General features: G+C 71.6%; 21 protein-coding genes. 17 read left to right on the forward strand and 4 right to left on the reverse strand.

The window, feature by feature from the left end:
- The coding region (locus ACZ4NT_RS08980; RefSeq protein WP_467724515.1) for a LuxR C-terminal-related transcriptional regulator at positions 1 to 470 on the reverse strand (470 nt) is incomplete at its 3' end.
- Positions 467 to 925, reverse strand: a complete 459-nt coding sequence (locus tag ACZ4NT_RS08985) for an ATP-binding cassette domain-containing protein (protein ID WP_467724416.1) — start codon at positions 923 to 925, stop codon at positions 467 to 469. The genes ACZ4NT_RS08985 and ACZ4NT_RS08980, both read right to left, overlap by 4 nt.
- A gap of 123 nt (positions 926 to 1,048) precedes the next feature.
- Between ACZ4NT_RS08985 and ACZ4NT_RS08990 the strand changes: the two genes are divergently transcribed.
- From ACZ4NT_RS08990 to rpsD, 3 genes are all read left to right on the forward strand, one after another.
- On the forward strand, positions 1,049 to 1,687 hold the full coding sequence (locus ACZ4NT_RS08990) for a vitamin K epoxide reductase family protein (protein ID WP_121404405.1): 639 nt from the start codon (positions 1,049 to 1,051) through the stop codon (positions 1,685 to 1,687).
- 67 nt (positions 1,688 to 1,754) lie between these two features.
- Entirely contained in the window at positions 1,755 to 3,110 is a 1,356-nt protein-coding gene (locus ACZ4NT_RS08995) for a replication-associated recombination protein A (RefSeq protein ID WP_121404826.1), read from the forward strand.
- A gap of 333 nt (positions 3,111 to 3,443) precedes the next feature.
- Positions 3,444 to 4,058 carry a 30S ribosomal protein S4 gene (rpsD, locus tag ACZ4NT_RS09000; protein WP_010988245.1) on the forward strand — a complete coding sequence of 205 codons (615 nt, stop codon included), beginning with the start codon at positions 3,444 to 3,446 and terminating at the stop codon, positions 4,056 to 4,058.
- A 32-nt stretch (positions 4,059 to 4,090) separates the two neighbouring features.
- Here the strand turns inward: rpsD and ACZ4NT_RS09005 are convergent, their stop codons facing one another.
- A complete protein-coding gene (locus tag ACZ4NT_RS09005) occupies positions 4,091 to 6,274 on the reverse strand; it encodes an ATP-binding protein (RefSeq protein WP_467724419.1) in 2,184 nt (727 codons plus the stop codon).
- 163 nt (positions 6,275 to 6,437) lie between these two features.
- Here ACZ4NT_RS09005 and ACZ4NT_RS09010 point away from each other — a divergent pair, with 163 nt between their 5' ends.
- The 13 genes from ACZ4NT_RS09010 to nusB all read left to right on the forward strand — a co-directional run bounded on the left by ACZ4NT_RS09010 (position 6,438) and on the right by nusB (position 19,494).
- The gene (locus tag ACZ4NT_RS09010) at positions 6,438 to 6,872 is read left to right on the forward strand and encodes a DUF948 domain-containing protein (RefSeq protein WP_121404407.1); all 435 of its coding nucleotides are present in this window, start codon (positions 6,438 to 6,440) and stop codon (positions 6,870 to 6,872) included.
- A 7-nt stretch (positions 6,873 to 6,879) separates the two neighbouring features.
- Positions 6,880 to 7,218, forward strand: coding sequence for a DUF6167 family protein (locus ACZ4NT_RS09015; protein WP_121404408.1), 339 nt, complete (start codon positions 6,880 to 6,882; stop codon positions 7,216 to 7,218).
- Entirely contained in the window at positions 7,218 to 9,890 is a 2,673-nt protein-coding gene (gene alaS / locus ACZ4NT_RS09020; RefSeq protein WP_121404409.1) for an alanine--tRNA ligase, read from the forward strand. The genes ACZ4NT_RS09015 and alaS overlap by 1 nt, the downstream gene beginning before the upstream one ends.
- Positions 9,891 to 9,900: 10 nt before the next feature.
- Positions 9,901 to 10,365, forward strand: a complete 465-nt coding sequence (gene ruvX, locus ACZ4NT_RS09025; RefSeq protein WP_121404411.1) for a Holliday junction resolvase RuvX — start codon at positions 9,901 to 9,903, stop codon at positions 10,363 to 10,365.
- 123 nt (positions 10,366 to 10,488) lie between these two features.
- The gene (gene mltG / locus ACZ4NT_RS09030) at positions 10,489 to 12,246 is read left to right on the forward strand and encodes an endolytic transglycosylase MltG (protein ID WP_121404413.1); all 1,758 of its coding nucleotides are present in this window, start codon (positions 10,489 to 10,491) and stop codon (positions 12,244 to 12,246) included.
- Positions 12,243 to 13,085 (forward strand): shikimate dehydrogenase, encoded by an 843-nt coding sequence (locus tag ACZ4NT_RS09035; protein ID WP_467724420.1) that lies wholly within the window; start codon positions 12,243 to 12,245, stop codon positions 13,083 to 13,085. The genes mltG and ACZ4NT_RS09035 overlap by 4 nt, the downstream gene beginning before the upstream one ends.
- A 189-nt stretch (positions 13,086 to 13,274) precedes the next feature.
- Entirely contained in the window at positions 13,275 to 14,459 is a 1,185-nt protein-coding gene (gene aroC / locus ACZ4NT_RS09040) for a chorismate synthase (protein WP_121404416.1), read from the forward strand.
- A complete protein-coding gene (locus ACZ4NT_RS09045; RefSeq protein ID WP_121404417.1) occupies positions 14,456 to 14,974 on the forward strand; it encodes a shikimate kinase in 519 nt (172 codons plus the stop codon). Before aroC ends, ACZ4NT_RS09045 begins: the two co-directional genes overlap by 4 nt.
- Positions 14,971 to 16,062, forward strand: coding sequence for a 3-dehydroquinate synthase (gene aroB / locus ACZ4NT_RS09050; protein WP_121404418.1), 1,092 nt, complete (start codon positions 14,971 to 14,973; stop codon positions 16,060 to 16,062). The genes ACZ4NT_RS09045 and aroB overlap by 4 nt, the downstream gene beginning before the upstream one ends.
- 286 nt (positions 16,063 to 16,348) lie before the next feature.
- Positions 16,349 to 17,212, forward strand: coding sequence for a Pro-rich N-terminal domain-containing protein (locus tag ACZ4NT_RS09055; RefSeq protein WP_121404419.1), 864 nt, complete (start codon positions 16,349 to 16,351; stop codon positions 17,210 to 17,212).
- Between the two features lie 125 nt (positions 17,213 to 17,337).
- Complete coding sequence (locus tag ACZ4NT_RS09060) at positions 17,338 to 18,444, forward strand: aminopeptidase P family protein (RefSeq protein WP_121404420.1); 1,107 nt, start codon at positions 17,338 to 17,340, stop codon at positions 18,442 to 18,444.
- A gap of 46 nt (positions 18,445 to 18,490) precedes the next feature.
- Positions 18,491 to 19,057, forward strand: a complete 567-nt coding sequence (efp, locus tag ACZ4NT_RS09065; protein WP_121404421.1) for an elongation factor P — start codon at positions 18,491 to 18,493, stop codon at positions 19,055 to 19,057.
- Between the two features lie 2 nt (positions 19,058 to 19,059).
- Positions 19,060 to 19,494: a transcription antitermination factor NusB gene (gene nusB / locus ACZ4NT_RS09070; protein WP_121404422.1), complete on the forward strand. Its 435-nt coding sequence runs from the start codon at positions 19,060 to 19,062 to the stop codon at positions 19,492 to 19,494.
- A gap of 278 nt (positions 19,495 to 19,772) precedes the next feature.
- Here nusB and bldD read toward each other — a convergent pair whose 3' ends face one another.
- Positions 19,773 to 20,273 carry a transcriptional regulator BldD gene (bldD, locus tag ACZ4NT_RS09075; RefSeq protein ID WP_067366005.1) on the reverse strand — a complete coding sequence of 167 codons (501 nt, stop codon included), beginning with the start codon at positions 20,271 to 20,273 and terminating at the stop codon, positions 19,773 to 19,775.
- 245 nt (positions 20,274 to 20,518) lie between these two features.
- Here bldD and pyrR point away from each other — a divergent pair, with 245 nt between their 5' ends.
- Positions 20,519 to 21,109, forward strand: coding sequence for a bifunctional pyr operon transcriptional regulator/uracil phosphoribosyltransferase PyrR (gene pyrR, locus ACZ4NT_RS09080; RefSeq protein WP_121404423.1), 591 nt, complete (start codon positions 20,519 to 20,521; stop codon positions 21,107 to 21,109).
- The last annotated feature ends 55 nt before the right edge of the window (positions 21,110 to 21,164 follow it).

The raw sequence follows: 21,164 nt of genomic DNA on the forward strand, positions 1-21,164 counted from the left end.
CCCCACCGGCTCCCGCCGGTTTTTCTGTGCACCTCTCCCCCTGTTTTCCTCCTCCCCCCCCCCCCCCCCCCCCCCCCCCCCCCCCCGCCCACCCCCCCCCCCCCCCCCCCCCCCCCCCCCGACCGAACCTGGGACGCTGCCCGGCCTCGGTCCAGCAGGCCCCACCGCATCGCGGACATCACCGCCGCCGTGCGGTCGTCGACCCCCAACGTGCCGACGGCCCGCAGCAGATGGGTCTTCACGGTCGACTCGCCGATGAACAGCCGCCGGCCGGCCTCGGCGTGCGTGCATCCCTCGGCCACCAGCCGGAGCACCGCGACCTCCCGCTCCGACAGCCGCGGCCGCTCCTGCGTCGCGCGCGGCCGGTCGGCCAGCCGGACGGCCACGGACGGAGCCGGCACGGTCTCGCCCCACGGCCCGCACCGCCTCCGCCAGCTCACCGCGCGCAGGATGTCCCCGGTCCGTCTCATGGGTGGTGAGCACGACCACCCGGCACGGCAGGCGCGCCGCGGTCATCCGGGCGATCGACTCGACGCCGCGGGCCGAGGCGCCGGCCGCCGAACTCCGGCCCGACATCGTCCTGATGGACCTGCGGATGCCGGGTGGCGGGGACCGACCAGGGCGACGCCCTCGTCCGGGGTGCTGCGGATTCGGGTGGTAACGGGAGAAATGCCGCACGGTTTCGCGCACCGTCAACTCCATGGGCGCCGATTCGTCCTGCCGGACGACGTCGCCGCGCGAACGCCACCCTGCTGCCCCGGAGGACCTCCACCGTGGTGCTCTTGCCGGCGCCGTTCGGCCCGAGCAGGCCGCAGACCTCACCGCGCCGGACGCGCAGGTCCAGTCCGTCGACGGCGGCCACGTCCCCGTACCGCTTGCGCAGTCCCCGTACGTCGACCGCGAGTTGTTCCCTGTGAGCTGTCATGCGGACCGAACGCTCCGGGACGACCGTGCGTACCTCCTTATGTCCATCGAACGGTGGACACGGGCGTGCGTGCGGCACAATGACCGTGCCACGGACCCCCCTCTCCCGTAACGGATCGGCGTGATGAGCAAGACGACAGTCAAGGACGGCGTCTCCATCGACCAGGAGCGCGTCGACGTCCCACGGACGGTGGGCGGCAGCCTCGCCTTCGCGCTGCTGCTGGTGATCACCGGTGCCGCCGGCCTGCTCGCCGCGTGGGTCATCACGATCGACAAGTTCAAGCTGCTGGAGAACCCGGACTTCGTGCCGGGCTGCAGCCTCAACCCGGTCGTCTCCTGCGGCAACATCATGAAGAGCGACCAGGCCTCCGCCTTCGGCTTCCCCAACCCGATGATCGGGCTCGTCGCCTACGGCATCGTGATCTGCGTCGGCGTGAGCCTGCTGGCCCGGGCCACCTTCCCGCGCTGGTACTGGCTGACCTTCAACGCCGGCACCCTCTTCGGGGTCGCCTTCTGCACCTGGCTGCAGTTCCAGTCGCTGTACCGGATCAACTCGCTGTGCCTGTGGTGCAGCCTGGCCTGGGTCGCCACGATCCTCATGTTCTGGTACGTGACCTCGTCCAACGTGCGCCACGGTTTCCTGCCCGCACCCCAGTGGCTCAGGAGCTTCTTCGGCGAGTTCACCTGGGTGCTGCCCGTGCTGCACATCGGCATCATCGGCATGCTGATCCTGACCCGCTGGTGGGACTTCTGGACGAGCTGACCCCGCCCCGGGGCCCGGCGGACCGGGCCCGGCGGCGTTGTCAGTGGCGTGACATAGGGTTTTGTACGTGGAGCCCGACCTGTTCACCGCCGCAGCAGAAGAACGCCAGGAGAAGGACCCGTCCAGCAGCCCCCTGGCGGTCCGGATGCGCCCGCGCACCCTCGACGAGGTCGTGGGCCAGCAGCACCTGCTGAAGCCGGGCTCGCCCCTGCGCAGACTCGTCGGCGAGAGCGGCGGGGGACCGGCGGGACCGTCGTCCGTGATCCTCTGGGGCCCGCCGGGCACCGGTAAGACCACCCTCGCGTACGTCGTCTCCAAGGCCACGAACAAGCGCTTCGTCGAGCTGTCCGCGATCACCGCGGGCGTCAAGGAGGTCCGCGCCGTCATCGAGGGCGCGCGCCGGGCCACCGGAGGCTTCGGCAAGGAGACCGTCCTCTTCCTCGACGAGATCCACCGCTTCAGCAAGGCCCAGCAGGACTCCCTGCTCCCCGCCGTCGAGAACCGCTGGGTGACCCTGATCGCCGCGACCACCGAGAATCCGTACTTCTCGGTGATCTCCCCCCTGCTGTCCCGCTCCCTGCTGCTCACCCTCGAACCGCTCACGGACGACGACCTGCGCGGCCTGCTGCGCCGGGCGCTCGCCGACGAGCGGGGTCTCAAGGAGGCCGTCACCCTCCCCGAGGACACCGAGGAGCACCTGCTGCGGATCGCGGGCGGCGACGCCCGCCGGGCCCTGACCGCCCTGGAGGCCGCGGCCGGCTCCGCGCTCGACAAGGGCGAGCCGGAGATCACCCTCCGGACCCTGGAGGAGACGGTCGACCGCGCCGCCGTGAAGTACGACCGCGACGGCGACCAGCACTACGACGTCGCCAGCGCCCTGATCAAGTCGATCCGCGGCTCGGACGTGGACGCCGCCCTGCACTACCTGGCGCGGATGATCGAGGCCGGCGAGGACCCCCGGTTCATCGCCCGCCGCCTGATGATCTCCGCCAGCGAGGACATCGGCCTCGCCGACCCCAACGCCCTGCCCATCGCCGTCGCCGCCGCGCAGGCCGTCGCGATGATCGGCTTCCCCGAGGCCGCGCTCACCCTCAGCCACGCCACGATCGCCCTCGCGCTGGCCCCGAAGTCGAACGCCGCGACCACCGCGATCGGCGCCGCCATGGAGGACGTGCGCAAGGGCCACGCGGGCCCCGTGCCCACCCATCTGCGTGACGGGCACTACAAGGGCGCGGCCAAGCTCGGGCACGCCCAGGGCTACGTGTACCCGCACGACCTGCCCGAGGGCATCGCCGCCCAGCAGTACGCACCGGAGGAGCTCAAGGACCGGGAGTACTACACACCCACCCGCCACGGCGCCGAGGCACGCTACGCGGACGCGGTCGAGTGGACCAGGAAGCACCTCGGTCGAGGACGGCCCTGACCACCCTGTAGACTCCCTGAAGCGCTGCGTCCCGTGTCCGGCTCCGGTCGGCACCACCAGAACGGGACATCCAGCCGGAACCCGTGCGCCGCAAGGCGCGGGGGATCCAGGAGCGTCGCGCACCGTCGAAGGTGTCGCGGGCAGCCCACCACCCTCCCGGAATCCCGGGGACAGGTCGGTGGGCCACTCGCGTGCTGCACGTATGTGCCCAGACCAGGGAGCGGCTGCCCGGTAGGTCCGACAGGACCCGCAGGGTTTCCCCGGCTGCGGATTGCGACCTCCCCTAACCCTGGTGAAGCCGTATTCACATCAGAGACACGAGGTGTTTGGTTCATGGCGAACCAGTCCCGCCCCAAGGTCAAGAAGTCGCGTGCCCTCGGCATCGCGCTGACCCCGAAGGCCGTCAAGTACTTCGAGGCCCGCCCCTACCCGCCGGGTGAGCACGGCCGCGGCCGCAAGCAGAACTCGGACTACAAGGTCCGTCTGCTCGAGAAGCAGCGTCTGCGCGCGCAGTACGACGTGTCCGAGCGCCAGCTCGTCCGCGCCTACGAGCGTGCCGCGAAGACCCAGGGCAAGACCGGTGAGGCCCTGGTCATCGAGCTCGAGCGCCGTCTCGACGCCCTGGTCCTCCGTTCGGGCATCGCCCGCACGATCTACCAGGCCCGCCAGATGGTCGTCCACGGCCACATCGAGGTCAACGGCCAGAAGGTCGACAAGCCGTCCTTCCGCGTCAAGCCGGACGACGTCGTCATGGTCCGCGAGCGCAGCCGCCAGAAGCCGCTGTTCGAGGTCGCGCGTGAGGGTGGCTTCGCCCCCGACGGCGAGACCCCGCGCTACCTCCAGGTGAACCTCCGCGCCCTGGCCTTCCGCCTGGACCGTGAGCCGAACCGCAAGGAGATCCCGGTGATCTGCGACGAGCAGCTCGTCGTCGAGTACTACGCCCGCTGATCGCTTTCCGGCGGACGTAGCACCACTGCGTGTCAGCCCGTCGTCTCCCCGCCCTTCCGGGTGGGCGAGGCGGCGGGCTTTCGCACGTCCGGGGGAGCCGGCACCGCCCGCGGCGACGGCACCGCGCCGAGCGTCCGCTCCCCGGACCGCCCGAGCGCCCGGGCCACCGCCGCCTCCTGCTCCAGCCGGGCCCCCTCCGCCACGCACTCCTCGTACCGCTCGTCGCCCAGCCGCGCCCGCGCCGTCGCCTCGCAGCGCTCGTGCGGCGCGTTGTAGTACGCCGAGCCGAACAGCGGCAGGCCCACCGAGGGCCACATCCGGGACGCCGCGCCCTGCAGCACCGCGGCCTCGGCCGGGTCGCCGTCCTCCGCCGTGACCAGGGCGAGCAGCTCGACGGCGAGGACCGTGCCGAGCAGGTCGTGGAAGGCGTGCCCGATGCCGAGGCACTCCTCCAGCAGGTCCCGGGCCCGCCGCAGGTCGCCCTCGGTCCAGGACCCGTATGCCAGCACGTACAGCGCGTACGCCAGCGCCCACCGCTCCCCGTGGTCCTCGCACACCCGGCGGACGTCCTCGCACAGCCTGACCGCGCCCGGCAGGTCCCCCTGGAAGGCTTTCGCCATCGCCAGCTCCACCTGGCCCATCAATACGTTGCTGTTGAGCTCGCCGATCTCGTGATAGCGGTCCAGCGCCGAGCGCAGCAGGCTCTCCGCGCGCGGCATGTCGTCCGTGACGAGCGCCAGGCATCCGGTGCGGTGCTCCGCGTACGCCACCGCCGTGGCGTTCCCGGCCTGCTCCGCCTCCTCACGGCACTCCTGGAGCGCCGCGAGCGCGGGCACCGCGTCGCCCTGGAGGACCGCCACGTAGCCGAGCACCCAGAGCGCCTTCAGCCGGGACTGCTCGTACGTCCCGTCCTCCGCGGACAGTTCGACGCTCCGGTCCAGCCAGTGCCGCCCCTCGGTGAGCCGGCCGCAGCCGACCCAGTAGAACCAGAGGCTGGCCGCCAGGTACTGGCCCAGATGCGCCTCGCCCGGCTCCGTCAGGCAGTGCTCCAGGGCGCACCGCAGATTCGGCAGCTCCGTCTCGACGCGCGCCGCGACCTCGGCCTGGCGCGGGGAGAACCAGTCCAGCTCGCACCAGGTGGCCAGCCCCATGAACCAGTCGCGGTGACGTCGGCGCAGCCGCCCCGCGTCCCCCATCGCCTCCAGCCACTCGGCGCCGTACGCGCGGACCGTGTCGAGCATCCGGTAGCGCACACCGACGGGCGTCTCCTCGCGGGAGACGACGGACTGGGCGAGGAGCTCACCCAGTACGTCGAGGACGTCCTCGGCGTGCAGCCCGTCACCGCTGCACACGTACTCGGCGGCCTCCAGGTCGAACCGGCCCGCGAACACCGAGAGGCGGGACCAGAGCAGCCGCTCCTCCGGCGTGCACAGCTCGTGGCTCCAGCCGATCGCCGTACGCAGCGTCTGGTGGCGCGGCGGCGCGTCCCGGCCGCCTCCCGTGAGCAGCCGGAAGCGGTCCTCCAGCCGCGACAGCAGCTGGGCGGGGGACAGGGTGCTCAGGCGGCCGGCGGCCAGTTCGACGGCGAGCGGGATCCCGTCGAGGCGCCGGCACAGCTCCAGCACGTCGGACCGGTTGGCGTCGTCCACCGCGAAGCCGGGCACCCGTGCCGCCGCGCGATGGGCGAACAGCTCCGCCGCCTCCGGCCCGGTCATCGGCGCCAGCGGGAACAGCCGCTCACCCCCGACCTCCAGCGGCCTGCGTCCCACGGCGAGCACGCGCAGCCCCGGCGCGGCCCTCAGCAGTTCGCCGACCAGCGAGGCACACGCGTCCACCAGATGCTCGAAACCGTCGAGGATCAGCAGGAGCCGGCGCTCGGCAAGATGGTCGAGGAGCACCTGGCGGGGCAGCCTGGACGTGTGGTCCGTCAGACCGAGGGCCTCCAGCACCGCGTACTCGACGAGCTCCGGCTCGCGGAGCGCGGCCAGTTCCACCCGCCACGCCCCGTTGGGCAGCTCCGTCCGTGCGGCCGCATGCGCCGCGAGCCGCGACTTCCCGACGCCGCCGAGGCCCGTCACGGTCACCAGGCGCGCGGACTCCAGCGCGTCGGCCAGCTGAGCCAGTTCCGCCGAGCGCCCCACGAACGCGTCGAGTTCCAGGGGCAGATTGCCCGGGGGCGGGGAGCCGGGGCGCCGGGCGGGGTGAGATCGGTGCATGGGATACGGAGCGTACTGAGCCATAAGCGGTCCGTACAATCGGTTCGGGCACATTCGCGCTGTGGGGCGGCGGTAATCCGGTGCGGAGCGGCGGCCCCGGCGCGATAGGCTCGGGGGACGACTTTTCGATGTTCAGGCACGTATCAGGGAGCGGGTGCAATCAGTGTCCGGTGGAGAGGTGGCCGGGATCCTGGTGGCCGTGTTCTGGGCGATCCTGGTCTCCTTCCTCGCCGTCGCGCTGGCGAGGCTGGCCCAGACGCTCAAGGCGACCACCAAGCTCGTGGCGGACGTGACCGACCAGGCCGTCCCGCTGCTGGCCGACGCCTCCACGGCGGTGCGCTCCGCACAGACCCAGATCGAGCGCGTCGACGCCATCGCCTCCGACGTCCAGGAGGTCACGTCGAACGCGTCGGCGCTCTCCACGACGGTCGCCTCCACCTTCGGCGGCCCGCTGGTGAAGGTCGCGGCGTTCGGCTACGGCGTCCGCCGGGCACTCGGGGTCCGACGTGAGAACGAGCCACCCAGGGCGTCCCGCCGCACCGTGATCGTGGGACGCACCGTCCCGTCCGCGCGACGGGGAAAGCGGAAGAAGGACTGACGCAGCGATGTTCCGCCGTACGTTCTGGTTCACCGCGGGCGCAGCCGCCGGCGTGTGGGCCACCACCAAGGTCAACCGCAAGATCAGGCAGCTGACGCCCGAGAGCCTCGCGGCCCAGGCCGCGAACAAGGCGATCGAAGCGGGCCACCGGCTCAAGGACTTTGCGCTCGACGTCCGCGAGGGCATGGCCCAGCGCGAGGCCGAACTCGACGAGGCACTCGGGCTGAACGCCGGGACGGACCCCGAACTGCCCGCACCGCGGCGCGTCGCCGCCATCGAGAACCGCAGCAACCCCAAGTACGTCGAGAGGTCGACGTACTCGTACAACCGGAATGAGGACCACTGATGGAGTCGGCCGAGATTCGCCGCCGCTGGTTGAGCTTCTTCGAGGAGCGCGGTCACACCGTCGTCCCTTCGGCGTCGCTCATCGCGGACGACCCGACTCTGCTCCTGGTCCCCGCGGGCATGGTCCCCTTCAAGCCGTACTTCCTCGGTGAGGTCAAGCCGCCGTTCTCGCGCGCCACCAGCGTGCAGAAGTGCGTGCGCACGCCCGACATCGAAGAGGTCGGCAAGACCACCCGCCACGGCACCTTCTTCCAGATGTGCGGCAACTTCTCCTTCGGGGACTACTTCAAGGAAGGTGCCATCACCTACGCCTGGGAGCTGCTCACCTCGCCCCAGGACAAGGGCGGTTACGGGCTCGACCCGGAGCGGCTGTGGGTGACCGTCTACCTGGACGACGACGAGGCCGAGCAGATCTGGCGCGAGAAGATCGGCGTGCCCGCCGAGCGCATCCAGCGCCTCGGCAAGAAGGACAACTACTGGTCCATGGGCGTGCCCGGCCCCTGCGGCCCGTGCTCCGAGATCAACTACGACCGCGGCCCCGAGTTCGGCGTCGAGGGCGGCCCGGCCGTCAACGACGAGCGGTACGTGGAGATCTGGAACCTGGTCTTCATGCAGTACGAGCGCGGCGAGGGCACCTCGAAGGAGGACTTCGAGATCCTCGGCGAGCTGCCCCAGAAGAACATCGACACCGGCCTCGGCATGGAACGCCTCGCGATGATTCTGCAGGGCGTGCAGAACATGTACGAGATCGACACCTCCATGGCCGTCATCAACAAGGCCACCGAGCTGACCGGTGTCGAGTACGGCGCCGCCCACGGCTCCGACGTCTCGCTGCGCGTGGTGACCGACCACATGCGCACGTCGGTGATGCTCATCGGCGACGGCGTCAGCCCCGGCAACGAGGGCCGCGGCTACGTGCTGCGCCGCATCATGCGCCGCGCCATCCGCAACATGCGGCTGCTCGGCGCCACCGGTCCGGTCGTCAAGGACCTCATCGACGTCGTGATCGAGATGATGGGCCAGCAGTACCCGGAGCTCATCTCCGACCGCCGGCGCATCGAGACCGTCGCCCTCGCCGAGGAGGCCGCGTTCCTCAAGGCCCTCAAGGGCGGCACCAACATCCTCGACACGGCCGTCACCGAGACCAAGGCCTCCGGTGGCACGGTCCTCTCCGGTGACAAGGCGTTCCTGCTCCACGACACCTGGGGCTTCCCGATCGACCTCACCCTGGAGATGGCCGCCGAACAGGGCCTGTCCGTGGACGAGGACGGCTTCCGCCGCCTGATGAAGGAGCAGCGGGAGCGCGCCAAGGCCGACGCCCAGGCCAAGAAGACCGGCCACGCCGACCTCGGCGCCTACCGCGAGATCGCCGACGCCGCCGGTGAGACCGAGTTCGTCGGCTACACGCAGACCGAGGGCGAGTCGACGATCGTCGGCATCCTCGTCGACGGCGCCTCCTCCCCGGCCGCCTCGGAGGGCGACGAGGTCGAGATCGTCCTCGACCGCACGCCGTTCTACGCCGAGGGCGGTGGCCAGATCGGCGACACCGGCCGCATCAGGGTGGACACCGGTGCCGTGATCGAGGTCCGCGACTGCCAGAAGCCGGTCCCCGGGGTCTACGTCCACAAGGGCGTCGTCCAGGTCGGCGAGGTGACCGTCGGCGCCAAGGCCCAGGCCACGATCGACGTGCGCCGCCGCAAGTCCATCGCCCGCGCCCACTCGGCCACGCACCTCACCCACCAGGCCCTGCGCGACGCCCTCGGCCCGACGGCCGCCCAGGCCGGTTCCGAGAACCAGCCCGGCCGCTTCCGCTTCGACTTCGGTTCCCCGTCGGCCGTGCCCACGGCCGTGATGACCGACGTCGAGCAGCAGATCAACGAGGTGCTGGCCCGCGACCTCGACGTGCACGCCGAGGTCATGGGCATCGACGAGGCGAAGAAGCAGGGCGCCATCGCCGAGTTCGGCGAGAAGTACGGCGAGCGGGTGCGCGTCGTCACCATCGGCGACTTCTCCAAGGAGCTGTGCGGCGGCACGCACGTCCACAACACCGCCCAGCTCGGCCTGGTCAAGCTGCTGGGCGAGTCGTCCATCGGATCCGGGGTGCGGCGCATCGAGGCCCTCGTCGGCGTCGACGCCTACAACTTCCTCGCCCGGGAGCACACGGTCGTCGCCCAGCTCCAGGAGCTGGTCAAGGGCCGCCCCGAGGAGCTTCCGGAGAAGATCTCCGCCATGCTCGGCAAGCTGAAGGACGCCGAGAAGGAGATCGAGAAGTTCCGCGCGGAGAAGGTCCTCCAGGCCGCCGCCGGTCTGGCCGAGTCCGCCAAGGACGTGCACGGTGTCGCGCTGGTCACCGGGCAGGTCCCGGACGGCACGGGCGCCGACGACCTGCGCAGGCTGGTCCTCGACGTGCGCGGCCGCATCCAGGGCGGACGGGCCGTCGTCGTGGCCCTGTTCAGCACGGTGGGCGGCAAGCCGCTCACGGTCATCGCCACCAACGAGGCGGCCCGTGAGCGCGGTCTGAAGGCCGGTGAGCTGGTCCGCACGGCCGCCAAGACCCTCGGTGGCGGCGGTGGCGGCAAGCCGGACGTCGCCCAGGGCGGTGGGCAGAACCCGGCCGCCATCGGTGACGCGGTCGACGCCGTCGAGCGCCTCGTCGCCGAGACGGCCAAGTAGGGGTCTGGAGATGCGCAGAGGACGTCGGCTCGCGATCGACGTCGGGGACGCCCGCATCGGGGTCGCCTCGTGCGACCCCGACGGGATCCTCGCGACACCGGTCGAGACGGTGCCGGGGCGTGATGTCCCGGCCGCGCAGCGCCGGTTGAAGCAGCTCGTCGACGAGTACGAGCCGATCGAGGTCGTCGTCGGACTCCCTCGCTCCCTCAAGGGGGGCGAGGGCCCGGCCGCGGTCAAGGTCCGTGCCTTCGCCGAGGCGCTCGCCCGCGGGATCGCACCCGTCGCGGTGCGGCTCCTCGACGAGAGGATGACCACAGTGACGGCCAGTCAGGGACTGCGTGCCTCGGGCGTGAAGTCCAAGAAGGGCAGGTCCGTCATCGACCAGGCGGCGGCCGTCGTCATCCTGCAGCAGGCCCTGGAGTCCGAACGGGCGTCGGGCACGGCGCCGGGTGAGGGCGTCGAAGTGGTCATCTGATCGCGATACGGTAACGTTCCGCGCGATGCGGCGGTGTTCGAACAGCCACCGCACAGCGAAAGAGGCGGACGGGAACCGTGCCACACGCGCCAGCAGCCACCGCCTCGCGGCTCTAGGGGATCGATGACTGAGTATGGCCGGGGCCCAGGCTCCGAACCGTGGCATCCGGAGGACCCGTTGTACGGGGACGGCGGATGGGGAGGACAGGCCCAGGACGGCCAGTCCCCCTACGGCGGCCAGCCACAGCACTATCCGCAGCAGCCGCAGCAGCACGGCGAGTGGGGCACCGGCCCGCAGGCCGTGTACGACCCGAACCAGCAGCAGTACGCGCCGCAGGGCGGACAGCAGTACGACGGTCAGCAGCAGTACGGCCAGGGGGCCGGGCAGCAGTTCGACGGCCAGGGGCAGCAGTACCCCGGCCAGGACCAGCAGCCGTACCCCGGTCAGGGCCGCCAGCAGTACGGCGAGCAGGGGCAGCAGTACGACAACGGCGGCTGGGACACGGGCGCGCACCCCCAAGTCGCCTATCCCGCCGATGTGTCAGACCCCTACGGCGGTCAGGGCGCCCCCTACGCGGGCGGCGAACAGCCCGACTTCTACAACACGCCCGACGCGTATCCGCCGCCCGAGCCCCCCGCCCGGCGCCGTGCCGAACCCGAGCCGCAGACGGACTGGGATCCCGGGCCCGATCAGGGTGAACACGCCTTCTTCGCGGGCGGCGACGACGACGATGACGACGACGCGGACGGCCGTGGCGGGCGCGGGGACCGGCGGGGCCGGGGCGGCGGCAAGGACCGCAAGCGCCGTAGCGGATGCGCCTGCCTCGTGGTCGTGCTGGTGTTCGGCGGCGGTCTCGGTGGTGTCGGATATTTCGGGTACCAGTTCTACCAAAATCGTTTCGGCTCGGCGCCCGACTACGCGGGGGACGGCAAGGACGAGAAGGTGACCGTCGTCATCCCGAAGGGCGCCCTCGGCTTCGCCATCGGGCAGCGGCTGAAGGACGCCGGCGTCGTCAGGAGTGTCGACGCCTTCGTGGCCGCCCAGTCCAAGAACCCCGACGGCGGCAAGATCCAGCCCGGCTCCTACCTGCTCAACAAGCAGATGTCCGCCGAGAGCGCGGTGGCGCTGATGCTCGACCCCAAGAGCAGGAACAACCTGACGGTCTTCGAGGGCGAGCGCAACGCGCAGGTCTACGCGGCAGTCGACAAGGCGCTGGAGCTCAAGAAGGGCACCACCGAGGGCGTCGCCGACAAGCAGTGGTCGGACCTCGGCCTGCCGTCGTGGGCCAACACGGGCAAGGACATCAAGGACCCGCTGGAAGGATTCCTCTACCCGTCGACCTATCCGGTGGCCAAGGGCATGAAGCCCAAGGAGGTCCTGGAGCAGATGGTCGACCTGGCCAAGGAGAAGTACGCCGCGCTCGGCATCGAGTCCAAGGCCGCGGAGCTGAACCTCAAGAACCCCCTGCAGGTGCTCACCGTCGCGAGCCTGGTCCAGGCGGAGGGCAAGTACAAGCACGACTTCGAGAAGGTCTCGCGAGTCGTCTACAACCGCCTCAAGCGCGACAACACCGAGACCTACGGCCTGCTCGACTTCGACTCCACGGTGAACTACCTCCGCGGGGAGTCCAAGCTGGCCACGGGCTCGGTCAACGACCTGCGCCGGCTCAACGACCCGTACAACACGTACAAGATCAAGGGCCTGCCGCCCGGACCGATCGGCAACCCCGGCCAGGTGGCCATCGAGGCCGCGCTCAAGCCCGCCAAGGGCAACTGGTACTACTTCGTCTCGATCAGCGAGGACAAGACGCTGTTCGCCGAGACGAACGAAGAGCAGAACCGCAACCGTGAGAAGTACCTCGAGGAGCAGAAGGGGCAATGAGCGGCACCGGTAACGACAGCGGGCGCAGAGCCGCCGTCCTGGGCTCTCCCATCGCCCACTCCCTCTCCCCGGTGCTGCACCGGGCGGCGTACGAGCACCTCGGCCTCGACGGCTGGTCCTACGACCGGTTCGAGGTCGACGAGGAGACGCTGCCCGGCTTCATCGGGACGCTCGGCCCGGAGTGGGCCGGGCTGTCGCTGACGATGCCGCTCAAGCGGGCCGTCATCCCGCTGCTCGACGAGATCAGCGAGACGGCCGCCTCCGTGGAGACGGTGAACACGGTCGTGTTCACCGACGACGGCCGCCGCGTCGGCGACAACACGGACATCCCCGGCATGGTCGCCGCCCTGCGGGAGCGGGGCATCGAGCAGGTCGACTCCGCCGCCGTCCTCGGCGCCGGTGCCACCGCGTCCTCCGCGCTGGCCGCGCTCGCGCGGATCTGCACCGGTGAGGTCGTCGCCTACGTCCGCAGCGAGGCCCGGGCCGCCGAGATGCGGCAGTGGGGCGAGCGGCTCGACCTCGACGTGCGGACGGCGGACTGGGCGGACGCGGCACAGGCCCTGCGCGCGCCCCTCGTGATCGCCACCACCCCCGCGGGCACCACGGACGCGCTGGCCGCCGCCGTCCCCGAGCGGCCCGCCACCCTGTTCGACGTGCTGTACGACCCCTGGCCCACCGATCTCGCCGCCCGCTGGTCGGCGTACGGAGGCGCGGTCGTGAGCGGCCTCGACCTCCTGGTGCACCAGGCGGTGCTCCAGGTCGAGCAGATGACCGGGCGGGCCCCCGCGCCGCTGGACGCCATGCGCAAGGCGGGCGAGCACGCCCTCGCCGGGCACTGACGACCTCCGGACGATCCCCGCGCCCGCCGGGTGAGCCGTCCGCCTGATGGACCTGCGGCCGGTCGCCGCCGCCGGACGTGGGAGGATCGGAGGTGGCGGGCCAGGGCCGCGCACCCGGTCGCGCCGTCGCCGTACGCGAGGACACGCGTACGCAGCAGCAGTACCAGGGCGCGAGCATGAGGAGCACCGTTGAGCAGGTTGCGCTGGCTGACCGCGGGGGAGTCCCACGGTCCCGCACTTGTCGCGACGCTGGAGGGACTTCCCGCCGGCGTGCCGATCACCACGGACATGGTGGCGGACCACCTGGCCCGGCGGCGCCTCGGCTATGGGCGCGGTGCGCGGATGAAGTTCGAGCGTGACGAGGTCACCTTCCTGGGCGGTGTCCGGCACGGTCTCACCCTCGGCTCGCCCGTGGCGATCATGGTGGGCAACACCGAGTGGCCGAAGTGGGAGCAGGTCATGGCGGCCGACCCGGTCGCCCCGGAGATCCTCGCCGACCTCGCCCGCAACGCGCCGCTGACCCGGCCCCGGCCCGGCCACGCGGACCTCGCGGGCATGCAGAAGTACGGCTTCGACGAGGCCCGGCCGATCCTGGAGCGCGCCTCGGCCCGGGAGACCGCGGCCCGGGTGGCGCTCGGCGCGGTGGCCCGCTCGTACCTGAAGGAGACGGCCGGCATCGAGATCGTCAGCCATGTCACCGAGCTGGCGGGCGCAAAGGCGCCGTACGGGGTGTACCCCGAGCCCTCGGACGTGGCGAAGCTCGACGCCGATCCGGTGCGCTGCCTCGACGCCGACGCGTCGAAGGCGATGGTCGCGGAGATCGACCAGGCCCACAAGGACGGCGACACCCTGGGCGGTGTCGTCGAGGTACTCGCGTACGGCGTGCCGGTCGGCCTCGGCTCGCACGTGCACTGGGACCGGCGGCTCGACGCCCGGCTCGCCGCGGCGCTCATGGGCATCCAGGCCATTAAGGGCGTCGAGGTCGGCGACGGCTTCGACCTGGCCCGCGTGCCCGGCTCCCAGGCGCACGACGAGATCGTCCACACCGAGGACGGCATCCGGCGCTCCACCGGGCGTTCCGGCGGCACCGAGGGCGGCCTGACCACCGGTGAACTCCTGCGTGTACGAGCCGCGATGAAGCCGATCGCGACCGTGCCGCGGGCCCTGGCCACCATCGACGTGGCCACCGGCGAGGCCGCCAAGGCCCACCACCAGCGCTCCGACGTGTGCGCGGTCCCGGCCGCCGGCATCGTCGCCGAGGCCATGGTGGCGCTGGTCCTGGCGGACGCGGTGGCCGAGAAGTTCGGCGGCGACAGCGTCCCCGAGACCCGCCGCAACGTCGAGTCGTACCTCGAGAACCTGGCCATCCGGTGAGCCCCGCGCCCCTGGTCGTGCTGGTGGGCCCGATGGGTGTCGGCAAGTCCACGGTGGGCGCGCTGCTCGCCGGGCGGCTGGGCTGCGCCTACCGGGACACGGACGACGACATCGTGGCCGCCGAGGGCCGGACCGTCGCCGACATCTTCGTGGACGAGGGCGAGCCCGCCTTCCGCGCCGTCGAGAAGCAGGCCGTGCGCCGCGCACTCGCCGAGCACGACGGTGTGCTGGCGCTGGGCGGCGGCGCGATCCTCGACGACGAGACGCGGACGCTGCTGGCCGGTCACCGGGTCGTCTACCTCTCGATGGACGTCGAGGAGGCGGTGCAGCGCACCGGCCTCAACTCGGCGCGGCCGCTGCTCGCGGTCAACCCGCGCCGGCAGTGGCGCGAGCTGATGGAGGCCCGCCGCCACCTGTACACGGAAGTGGCCCACGCGGTGGTCGCCACCGACGGCCGTACCCCCGAAGAGGTCGCCCAGGCGGTCCTCGACGCACTGGAGTTGAAGGAAGCATGAGCGAGGCTGTGACCCGGATCCACGTCGGCGGCACCGCGGGCACCGACCCCTACGAGGTCCTGGTCGGCCGCCAACTCCTGGGAGAACTGGGCGGCCTGATCGGCGAGGGCGCCAAGCGGGTGGCGGTCGTCCACCCCGAGGCGCTGGCCGACACCGGCGAGGCGCTGCGTGCCGACCTGGCCGGACAGGGCTTCGAGGCGATCGCCATCCAGGTGCCGAACGCCGAAGAGGCCAAGACGGCCGAGGTCGCCGCGTACTGCTGGAAGGCGCTCGGCACCTCCGGGTTCACCCGCACCGACGTCATCGTGGGGGTGGGCGGCGGCGCCACCACCGACCTCGCCGGGTTCGTCGCCGCGACCTGGCTGCGCGGAGTGCGCTGGATCGCCGTCCCGACCACCGTGCTCGGCATGGTGGACGCGGCGGTGGGCGGCAAGACCGGCATCAACACCGCCGAGGGCAAGAACCTGGTCGGTGCCTTCCACCCGCCGGCCGGTGTGCTCTGCGATCTGGCCGCGCTGGACTCGCTGCCGGTCAACGACTTCGTGTCCGGGCTCGCGGAGATCATCAAGGCCGGCTTCATCGCCGACCCGGCGATCCTGGAGCTCATCGAGGCCGACCCCCAGGCGGCGCGCACCCCGGCCGGACCCCACACCGCCGAACTCATCGAGCGTTCCATCCGGGTGAAGGCCGAGGTCGTCTCCGGAGACCTCAAGGAGTCGGGCCTGCGGGAGATCCTCAACTACGGGCATACCCTGGCCCACGCCATCGAGAAGAACGAGCGCTACCAGTGGCGCCACGGTGCGGCCGTCGCCGTCGGCATGCACTTCGCCGCCGAACTCGGCCGGCTGGCGGGCCGCCTCGACGACGCCACCGCCGACCGGCACCGCACGATCCTGGAGGCCGTCGGCCTTCCGCTGCACTACCGGTACGACCAGTGGCCCAAGCTGCTGCAGAACATGAAGGTCGACAAGAAGTCCCGCGGCGACCTGCTCCGGTTCATCGTCCTGGACGGGCTGGCCAAGCCGACCGTCCTGGAGGGACCGGACCCGGCCGTTCTGCTCGCCGCCTACGGCGAAGTGGGCGAGTAGTTCCGCTCGGCCCCGGTTGTCCGATTCGGCTGCGCCCACGGGCACTCGGGGCCGTCCCCGGCCGTTCACACAACGGCGGCCGGGGACGGTACCGTTCGGTAGGCAGCGGGGTCCAGGCCCCGCTGCCAGCGCCAATTGCCTGCGGCGAGCGAGCTCGAGGGGCCGTTCGGTGTCGAGGGGGAGAGCGCGTGCGGCCCGCAGGGGCCGCCGCGGTCGGGGCCTTCGGCAGCGACGGAGGTGCCCCGGAGGCGAGCGCGCCGAAAGACACGAGACGGAGTGGCACCGGATGCAGCACGCAGTGGGGGCTCCGCTGCCGCCGCCCCATCAGCCGGGGCACGGACCGGCCGTCGGCTGGTCATCTGCCGGACAGCACCCGGGGCCGGGTCCCGTACCCGCACCCCCGCCCGCCCCGGGCTTCGCCGGGGCACCCGTCCCGCCCGGGGTCCCGCCCGCCCAGGCCCCGCACCACCCACCCGCGCACCACGCCCCGGTGCCGCCGGCGCCGGACACGACCGGTCATGTGCAACTGCCCCCCGGCGCCCCCGTGGCCGTGCCGTCCCCGCCGCCCGCCGTGGGCACCCCGGACCCGGCCGCCACCACGCTGGCCGTCCTGCTGATCGGCCCGGCCGGCGCGGGCAAGACCAGCGTCGCCAAGTACTGGGCGGAGCACCGGCGGGTCCCCACGGCCCACATCAGCCTCGACGACGTCCGGGAGTGGGTGCGCTCGGGGTTCGCGGACCCCCAGTCGGGGTGGAACGACCACTCCGAGGCGCAGTACCGGCTCGCCCGCCGTACCTGCGGCTTCGCCGCGCGGAACTTCCTGGCCAACGGCATCTCCTGCATCCTCGACGACGCCGTCTTCCCGGACCGGCCGGTGGTCGGCCTCGGCGGCTGGAAGCGCCATGTGGGGCCGGGGCTGCTGCCGGTCGTGCTGCTGCCCGGCCTGGAGATCGTCCTGGAGCGCAACGCCGAGCGGTCCGGCAACCGCCGCCTCACCGACGAGGAGGTCGCCCGCATCCACGGCCGCATGGCCGGTTGGTACGGCTCCGGACTCCCCATCATCGACAACTCGCAGCTCGACGTGCCGGCCACCGCGCGCATCCTGGACGACGTCCTCGCCCGCTCGATCGCGAGCCCGCCCCAGTGGTGACCTGCGACGGCTGACGGCGACGGGGTTCCGCGGCGGCCTCTCGCGCGGTGGCGGGCGGGCCCGGCCCGTCCCCGGTCGGCCCCGCTGGACCGGCGGTTTCCGGCCACCACTCGTAGGCTCGGAACATGTCAGAGGTGTACGCGGCGCGCCGCGAGCGGCTCCGGGAACGCAGTGCGGCGGGCGGCAGCGCCGCGGCGCTCGTCACCCGTCCGGCCAACGTGCGGTATCTCGCGGGCACGGCGCCGGACGGCGCCGTCCTGCTGCTCGGCAGGTCCGAGGACCTGCTGCTCTGCGCCTCCCTGCCGAGCGGGGACGCCGTCGAGGGGCGGCCCGACGAGGCGCTGCGGGTGCAGCTCCTGGCCGCGCCGGGCGGTGACGCCGCCGTCGCGGCGGCCGACCTCGCCGCCGGACAGGGCGCGGAGTCCCTGGCGGTCGAGGAGCACCATCTGACGGTGCGGCGGCATCGCGCGATCGGCTCGGTGGCGCCCCGGCTGCGGCTGGCCGACCTGGGCGGTGCGGTGGAGCAGCTGCGGGTGGTCAAGGACGAGGAGGAGATCTCCTGCCTGCGCATCGGCGCCGAGATCGCCGACCAGGCGCTGGGCGAGCTCCTCGAATCGATCCTGGTGGGTCGCACCGAGCGGCATCTCGCGCTGGAGCTGGAGCGCAGGCTGGTCGACCACGGTGCGGACGGCCGGGCGTTCGCGACCTCCGTGGGCACCGGTCCGAACTCCGGGCGCCGCGGCCACCGGCCCACCGACCGGCGGGTCGAGGAGGGGGACTTCCTGTCCGTCTGCCTGGGCGCCGTGTACCGCGGATACCGCTGCGAGATCGGCCGCACGTTCGTCATCGGGACCTCGCCGGCGGACTGGCAGATCGAGCTGTACGACCTCGTCTTCGCCGCTCAGCGGGCCGGGCGGGAGGCTCTGGTGCCCGGTGCCGGCTACCGCGACGTGGACCGGGCGGCCCGTCAGGTACTGGACTCCGCGGGGCACACCGAGGGCCTTCCGGTGCTCACCGGGCACGGCGTCGGGCTCGAAATCGACGAGGACCCGCAGTTGGCCCCCGCGGCCATGGGTAAACTGGACGCTTGCGTGCCGGTCACCGTCGAACCGGGGGTCCACCTTCCGGGCCGGGGCGGTGTCAGGATCGATGACACGCTCGTCGTGCGCCACGAGGCGGACGGCGGACCCGAACTGCTCACCATCACGACCAAGGAGCTGCTCGCGCTGTAGCGCGTGTCTTCTGGTCGTCCACGTCAGTCCAGGAGATTCCGCAACCGTGGCTTCCACGAACGACCTCAAGAACGGCCTGGTGCTCAAGCTCGAAGGCGGCCAGCTCTGGTCCGTCGTCGAGTTCCAGCACGTCAAGCCCGGCAAGGGCCCGGCCTTCGTGCGCACCAAGCTGAAGAACGTGCTCTCCGGCAAGGTCGTCGACAAGACGTTCAACGCCGGCGTCAAGGTCGAGACGGCCACGATCGACAAACGCGACATGCAGTTCTCGTACATGGACGGCGAGTACTTCGTCTTCATGGACATGGACACCTACGACCAGCTCATGGTCGACCGCAAGTCCGTCGGCGACGCCGCCAACTTCCTGATCGAGGGCTTCACCGCCACCGTCGCGCAGCACGAGGGCGAGGTGCTCTTCGTCGAGCTGCCGGCCGCCGTCGAGCTGACCATCCAGGAGACCGAGCCCGGTGTCCAGGGCGACCGCTCCACCGGTGGCACCAAGCCCGCCACCCTGGAGACCGGCCACCAGATCCAGGTGCCGCTCTTCATCACCACCGGTGAGAAGATCAAGGTCGACACCCGTACGAGCGACTACCTCGGCCGGGTGAACAGCTAACCGTGGCTGCCCGCAACACGGCCCGCAAGCGCGCCTTCCAGATCCTCTTCGAGGGTGACCAGCGCGATGTGGACGTCCTGACGGTCCTCGCGGACTGGATCCGGCACTCCCGGTCCGACACCCGGCAGCCGCCGGTCAGCGAGTACACGATGCAGCTGGTCGAGGGGTACGCCGAGAAGGCCCGCCGCATCGACGATCTCATCGCGCAGTACTCCGTGGGCTGGACGCTCGACAGGATGCCGGTCGTCGACCGCAACGTCCTGCGCCTCGGTGCCTACGAGCTGATCTGGGTCGACGAGACCCCGGACGCCGTGGTGCTCGACGAGGCGGTCCAGCTGGCGAAGGAGTTCTCCACGGACGAGTCGCCCGCGTTCGTCAACGGCCTGCTGGGCCGTCTGAAGGACCTGAAGCCGTCGCTCCGCCGGGACGAGGGCTAGGCGGTCCCCTCCGGGACACGTCCTGGCCCCGGCTGCTCCGGTCGGGGCACGCCCCGGTCGTACGGCGCCGGATGACGACGTACGAAACGCCGGAGGGCCCGCAGCATCACCTGCTGCGGGCCCTCCGGCGTTCGTGTGCCCTCCTGCGCCCTCCCGGGCCACCCGGCGCCCTCCGGGGCCCCGGAGACCTGCGAGGCGCGCAGAAAGCCGCCGGGGTGGCCGGAACGCTATGTTCCAGCCACCCCGGCGGCACGTTTCTTCACAAGCGCGGCAAGGGGTCAGCCCTCGTCGTGGGAGACCGCGCGGCGCGCGTCCGCGTCCAGCACGCCCCAGCTGATCAGCTGCTCGGTGAGCACCGACGGCGACTGGTCGTAGATGACGGCGAGTGTGCGCAGGTCGTCCTGGCGGATCGACAGCACCTTGCCGTTGTAGTCACCGCGCTGGGACTGGATCGTGGCCGCGTACCTCTGCAGCGGGCCCGCCTTCTCGGCCGGCACGTGCGCCAGCCGCTCCAGGTCCAGGACCAGCTTCGGCGGCGGCTCGGCGGCCCCGCCCGGCGTGGTGCCCGGCAGCAGCTCCTGCACGGGGACCCCGTAGAAGTCCGCCAGCTCGGCGAGGCGCTGTACGGTGACGGCGCGGTCGCCGCGCTCGTACGAACCGACCACGACCGCCTTCCAGCGGCCCTGGGACTTCTCCTCGACGCCGTGGAGGGAAAGGCCCTGCTGGGTGCGGATGGCGCGGAGCTTGGCCCCGAGCTGTTTGGCGTATTCGCTGGACATATAGCTCCCCGGACGCTGTATCAACGTGCGGCTCCGCCGCGCGGCTGGTGACTCACTGTGAGGTTACGCAGCGTTACTCTCCCCCGTCAAGCCGAGGGCTGCCCGCCCACCCCTCCCCGGCAGCCGCCGTCCGGGTGAATCCGCGGGGGTGATCAGGCGCGTTGCCTTGCTGGTAACGTGGGTGGCGCAATTCCGACGTCCTTTAATGATCCGTCCCGTGAGGCGGAGAAGGAGGTCCGTTTCGTATGGACACAGAGCAGGACAAGCAGCAGTACGAGTCCGATGCGCGGCCCGTCCTCGAAGGCCCCGACATCGCGCGGGTGCTGACCCGCATCGCCCACGAGATCGTCGAGCGCGCCAAGGGCGCCGACGACGTGGTGCTCCTCGGCATTCCGACCCGAGGCGTCTTCCTGGCCCGCAGACTGGCGGTCAAGCTCCAGGAGATCACCGGCCGCACGATCCCGGTCGGCTCCCTCGACATCACCATGTACCGCGACGACCTGCGCATGCACCCGCCGCGTGCGCTGGCCCGCACCGAGATCCCCGGTGACGGCATCGACGGCCGGCTGGTCGTCCTCGTCGACGACGTGCTCTTCTCCGGCCGCACGATCCGCGCGGCCCTCGACGGCCTCAACGACATCGGGCGTCCGCGCGCGGTGCAGCTCGCCGTCCTCGTCGACCGCGGCCACCGCGAACTGCCCATCCGTGCCGACTACGTCGGCAAGAACCTCCCGACGTCGTTGCGGGAGACGGTCAAGGTCCAGCTCGCCGAGGAGGACGGTCGCGACACCGTGCTGCTCGGAGCGAAGCGGACCTCCCCGGCCGGCGAGCAGTAGTCCCACTCGGAGGTACGTCCCCCGAGTGCGCCCCTGCGCGCCCGTATGCCCGAAA

The sequence above is a fragment of the Streptomyces sp. NPDC026417 genome (assembly GCF_055567695.1).